The 4879-nt window shown below is 46.0% G+C and carries 2 protein-coding genes; both read left to right on the top strand.

The genetic code is table 11. The annotated features are described in order from the left end of the window. Window positions 1-16: 16 nt before the first annotated feature. Complete coding sequence (locus tag NNO08_RS22685) at window positions 17-3163, top strand: glycoside hydrolase family 2 TIM barrel-domain containing protein (protein WP_271457591.1); 3147 nt, start codon at window positions 17-19, stop codon at window positions 3161-3163. A 129-nt stretch (window positions 3164-3292) separates the two neighbouring features. Further along, entirely contained in the window at window positions 3293-4762 is a 1470-nt protein-coding gene (locus tag NNO08_RS22680) for an APC family permease (protein WP_271457590.1), read from the top strand. Window positions 4763-4879: the final 117 nt, after the last annotated feature.

The raw sequence follows: 4879 nt of genomic DNA, 5'->3' as shown, positions 1-4879 counted from the left end.
TATCTGGAGATTTATTATGAGCGTCGTTGTCTCTGACAAACAACAGATTATTTCTTTATATACAGAACACGATCATGTTCCAGCTGTATTGGAAGACCATCGTATCAATGGAATTAACAAAGAGCTGCCACGGCCATATCTGTTCCCCTTTACCAGCCAATATCTGGCAATCAAGAATATTCCCGCCGAGGCCAGTAATTTTCTGTCTCTGAATGGGATCTGGAAATTTAACTGCGCGAGCAATCCACAGTCCAGACCCAAAACGTTTTATGAAGAAGATTATGATGTTTCGACCTGGGATACCATTCAGGTTCCGGGCAATTGGGAAGCACAGGGGTTTGATAAAGCGATTTATATTGACGAGCGTTTTCCATTCACCACCAACTGGCCAGAGATACCGCGCGACTACAACCCGGTGGGGTCTTACCGCCGTACATTTTACCTCGACCAAAGCTGGACTGGACGTGAAATTTTCCTGCAACTGGCAGGAGCCAGAACTGCATCGTTTATCTGGATTAACGGCCAGCGCGTAGGCTATACCCAGAACGCGAAAAACCCGGCTGAATTTAATATCACCCCCTATATTCGGGAAGGTGAAAACACGATTTCGCTGCAAATTTATCGTTGGTCTAATGCCAGTTATGTAGAAAAACAAGACATGCTGGATATGTCTGGCCTTGAACGGGAAGTTTTTATCTATTCGACGGCGAAAACACGTATTTATGATGTGTATTGCAAGCCAGAATTGAACGATGATTTTACCCAGGGAATAGTTAACGTTAGCGTGAGCCTGTCTCACTACGATAGCCATCCAGAGAATCTGTCACTGAATATCAAACTGCTGGACGACGCAAATAATCTATCTGTATTAATAGAGCACAATCAGCCATTTACTCGTAGCGGAACAACACAACAGTTTAGCTTTAGCGATCGACTGCAGAACCCTCGTCTGTGGAGCGCAGAAACACCTAACCTCTATACATTATTAATGACACTCACCGATCAGTACGGTGAAACCATCGAAGCGACCAGCCATAAAATAGGTTTTCGCAAAGTACAAATCATCAACAGCCAGCTTACGGTAAACGGTAAAGCGATCAAAATAAAAGGGGTAAACCGCCACGAGCTGCACCCGACGCTAGGGCATGTGCCTACGGAAGAAAACATGCTGACCGATATTCGGCTCATGAAAGAGCACAATATCAATGCGGTACGCACCAGCCATTTCCCCTGCCACTCACGCTGGTATCAGCTATGTGATGAATATGGCATCTACATTGTTGATGAAGCGAATATCGAATCGCACCCGTTGGCGCTAAAACCAGAAACGCAAATTGGCGATACCGAATCCTGGATACCCGCACACTTAGATCGTGTACAGGCTATGGTTGAACGCGACAAAAACCATGCCTGCGTTATCGTTTGGTCGATGGGCAATGAGGCCGGAACCGGACGTGTCTTTGAAACGCTTTATCAATGGATAAAAGAAAAGGACGATAGCCGCCCAGTCCAGTACGAACCTGCCGGTGAAGCACACTATAGCGATATTGTGTGCCCGATGTACCCGACCCTTGAACGCCTGGAACAGTTTGCCCAGCAAGGTAACGATCGTCCGATGATTATGATTGAGTATGCCCACGCCATGGGGAATTCCGTCGGAATTCTGCGCGATTACTGGAACATAATCGACAGCCACGACAATCTGCAGGGGGGCTTTATTTGGGAGTGGATGGATCACGCGCTGGCATTAACCAACGAGCGTGGCCAAAAATATTGGGGATACGGTAAAGATTATCACCCGGATAAACCCAGTGACGGCAATTTCATGAACGATGGCCTGGTCGCCGCTGACCGGGTTCCACATCCTCATATGGCGGAAGTGAAAAAGGTCTATCAGCCTGTCTATTTCCATGCAATAAATCCGGCATTAGGCCTGTTTGAAATAGAAAACCGATACGATTTTATCGACCTGCGCCACCTCGATATTCAGTACAGCATCTCTGAGGACGGGCATCAAATTGCCAACGGCAGTCTGGGTTCCCTTTCCCTTGCCCCAGGCCTGCGCCATTCAGTAAATGTTCCCGTAGCAAACCTGGCGCTTCAGGAGAATAAAGAGTACCTGGTGACACTCAGTGCCGTCACTAAAAACGAAATACCGCTTATTGGCAGTGGCTATGAAATTGCCTGGGAGCAGTTCAGCATCACGCCTCCCGCTACGTTTCATATCTCCCCTGAAGCCTATTCTCTTGCTCTCTCGGTACAAGAAACGTCTTCTGCTATTGAGGTCAATGGATCTTATTTCTCTCTTGCGTTTGATCGCCTCAGTGGTCGTATGGATCGCTTTACCGTGAGCGGAAAAGATCTTCTCCTTACCGGTATCGAACCTAATTTCTGGCGTGGGCTCACGGATAACGATCTGGGTGCCAGACTTTTCGATAAGTCTGCAGTCTGGAAAGACGCCGGTAAGCAGCGCGTATTATCCGATCTCAAAGTATCGCAGACCGCCAGCCACGACGCGATCGTGACCAGTGAATTCTCGCTTCCCACCGTGGACTGCAAGTATGTGCTGACCTACATCATCTATTCGACCGGTGAGATGCGTGTCAGCGTTGATTTTATACCGGGTAATCGCGAACTTCCTCTTTTACTGCGTATGGGTACTCAGCTGACATTGCCCAGCGAATTTAACTATATCCAGTGGTTTGGCCGTGGTCCGGTGGAAACCTATGCGGACAGAAAAGGCGCCAAAGCCGGTATCTACGGCGGAACGACCTGGGAGCAATTTCATGCTTACCCGCGACCACAGGAAAGCGGTAATAAAACGGATGTTCGCTGGGTGCGTATTGTCAATCACGATGGGCTTGGTCTGGAGGCCATTGCCGACTCGCAATTATTAAATACCAGTGCCTGGCCTTTCGCCGCCAGTGAGCTCGATTTTGTCGCTGACAATAACGGCAGTAGCGCATCCGGGTTAACACCATTATCACGCAAACATGGCGTTGATGTTCAGCCAGGAGATATCACCACATGGAACATCGATTTAGCACAGATGGGTACAGGTGGCCAAAATTCATGGGGTTCTTTGCCACCCAGGGATTATCAACTACCGGCCCAACCTTATCACTATGCTTTTTATTTACGCCCGGTACGTCGCAATACGTAAGGTGATTTTTATTTCTCCCCTTTTCGAATGTCCGCTACAGGGCATTCGAAATGCTCTTCTAAATAGAACTATATTGATACACAAGTAAAGGGAAATGGTATGTCTGAAAAATCCGATGCAAGATATCAGATGTCATTAATAACATTCCTGTTTTTCTCCATTGCCGGAGGGGGATTTGTTCTTAAAGGCGTTGTAAGCCAATACACTGACTGGGGGTATAACTCCTGGTTATTATATGCTTTCGCTTCATTATTTTATGCAATTCCTTACACCTTCATGATCATTGAGCTTTCATCGATTAAAAAGCTACGTGAATCTGAGAGTGGATATCAGACATGGTTGAACCTGATTTTGGGTCGAAAACTGGGATTTATTGCCGGTTTCTTCTATTTCTACGTTAATATTTTTTATTTCGTTGACCTGTTACCTAACATCATTACCTATTTTATCTACACCTGTACCAGCGATGTTGCCTTTGTTACCGCATTAACCAATCAAACCTGGTTTAAGCCGGTGATCAGTATCACTTCAATCGCGCTGTTCTGGCTGGCAACATGGGTATCGATGAAGGGGCCAAAATGGCTATCCCGTGCGCTGTCGTTCTCTGGATACGCCGGATTTGCACTGACTATGTTGTTCATCATTGCGGCAACCTGGAAGTTATCTTCTGGTACGGTCACATTTAACGGAACGCCGATTGCGCCAGAGTATTTACAGCACATTGATTTATCCTGGTCAAAAATAGCCTCAATGTCATGGGCCTTACAATCGTTAGGTGGGCTGGAAGCATTAGCGGCATACAAACGAAATATTCGGGGTGGCGATCGTAATTTCAGAACTGGGTTAATTCTTAACGTATTTATCTTCTCAGGTATTATTGTTATTTCGTCTATCCTGATGAATTTTATTCTACCTGCAGATCAGGCCGCCAACCTTGGCTTGTTATCGGCTATTTATGTGGCCTTCCAACAGTTAGGCTTCCCCGACTGGTGGACCAACGTCATTGCCTTATTCCTGATGATCACCACCCTGTGTGGCTCGCTGATGTTATGGACCGCCGCACCGGTTAAAATGCTGTTTGTTGATGCGCCAAAAGGTATCTTTGGCCATAAACTCTCTGAGGTAAACAGTGAGGGTACGCCAGTCAATGCCCTGAAGATGCAGGGTGTCGTGGTCACAATTATCATTATCCTGTTTATGCTGGGCCAGTTTAACTCTGAAATGAATACCATCCTCGTGGCCGTTAAAAATCTTGATGGGGGGGCTGCAACAATTCCTGTGCTGTTTATGGTTGCAGGCTATATCAAGCTACGTATGAAGCCCAACCACCATGACTACGTCCGTGATTTCCACTTCCTGGGAAAAGGGCGTTTTTGGGCACTGTTATCCGTTGCACCAATAGTTATTATTTTTACTGCCTCTACGGTTGCGGCATTAATTCCAGGACCAGAAGACTGGAGTGCAAACTTTATGGGTTCATTAATTCAGGTCATTCTTGGACCGGTTAGTATTATTGCCGTGTTCTATTATTGCAGCATTATGTATAACCGCTGGAGGATCAAAAACCCTCACGATAACTCACTCTTTAATAAAATTTAATTATAATTTTCAGTTATAAATTTATCGTTTAAAGCCCGCCACGTCGTCAATAACATGACAGCGTGGCGGGTTTATGAATGATATAACTACATGACTAATATAAAAATACAATAATAT

It is taken from the genome of Citrobacter sp. Igbk 17 (genome assembly GCF_028069775.1).
Classification (GTDB): Bacteria; Pseudomonadota; Gammaproteobacteria; order Enterobacterales; family Enterobacteriaceae; genus Citrobacter.
This window is presented reverse-complemented; position numbering and strand designations above follow the sequence as displayed.

Bases quoted from the DNA above. Each gene is read 5' to 3' on its own strand.
- NNO08_RS22685 (WP_271457591.1), top strand. From the start codon at position 17: ATGAGCGTCGTTGTCTCTGACAAACAACAGATTATTTCTTTATATACA.
- NNO08_RS22680 (WP_271457590.1), top strand. From the start codon at position 3,293: ATGTCATTAATAACATTCCTGTTTTTCTCCATTGCCGGAGGGGGATTT.